General features: G+C 62.8%; 1 protein-coding gene. It reads right to left on the minus strand.

Annotated features, from left to right (window positions below; translation table 11 throughout):
- Positions 1-354: 354 nt before the first annotated feature.
- Positions 355-691: DUF6124 family protein (locus AEQ63_RS22195; protein ID WP_064364771.1), on the minus strand; the 337-nt coding region annotated here is incomplete at its 5' end.

The following is a 691-nucleotide window of genomic DNA, read 5'->3' on the forward strand; positions in this document are numbered from 1 at the left end:
CGCACCGCAGGCCGTGATACGGAAAGTTGTCCAGCGCGGCGGCGATGTTGATACCCCAGACATCGGGATCCTTCGACACCGGGTCCTTGCTGCGACCAGGGATGCCGAGTTCTGCGAGTAGCAGGGGTTTTTGGGGGCTGGACATGGAGACGGCTCCGACGGGAAGTGACGGAACGAGTTAACGCGACTTGGCGTGAATGCACACCTGTCAGACTTGACAGGTGTGCGGTGATATCCGACGAGCGGTTGTCGTCGCGAACCGGCCCGCTCCCAGAGGAAATGCGCTCAAACTGTAGGAGCGAGCCTGCTCGCGAAGAGGCCGGCACGGGCATCGCATAACTCAGCCGGCCCGCATTACCCCGGCAATTCCAGATTATCCAGCACCCGATTCACCGCCAGTTCTCCGAGCATGATCAGCTGCGCGATGCCCATCAGCGTCCGGCGCTGCGACGGTTTGACCAGCCCGGCGAATTCCTGGGCGATGGTTTTGGCCGAGGCGAGGGTTTCGCAGGCGTTGGCCAGCAGGTCTTCGTTTTTGGTGTCGGCGGTGACGGCGTACATGGCTCGGGGGCTAAAGGGCGGTGGCCTGGAGCCGGGTGGGCAGAGGTAGTGATCGAGGGCGCGGTCGGCGGCTTGGTGGAGTTTTTTGGAATCGAGGGATTCGTAGGGGGAGGTGGGGTCGGTTTCGGGT

Source organism: Pseudomonas sp. RIT-PI-o (assembly GCF_001297215.1).
In the GTDB taxonomy this organism is placed as follows: Bacteria; Pseudomonadota; Gammaproteobacteria; order Pseudomonadales; family Pseudomonadaceae; genus Aquipseudomonas; species Aquipseudomonas moraviensis_A.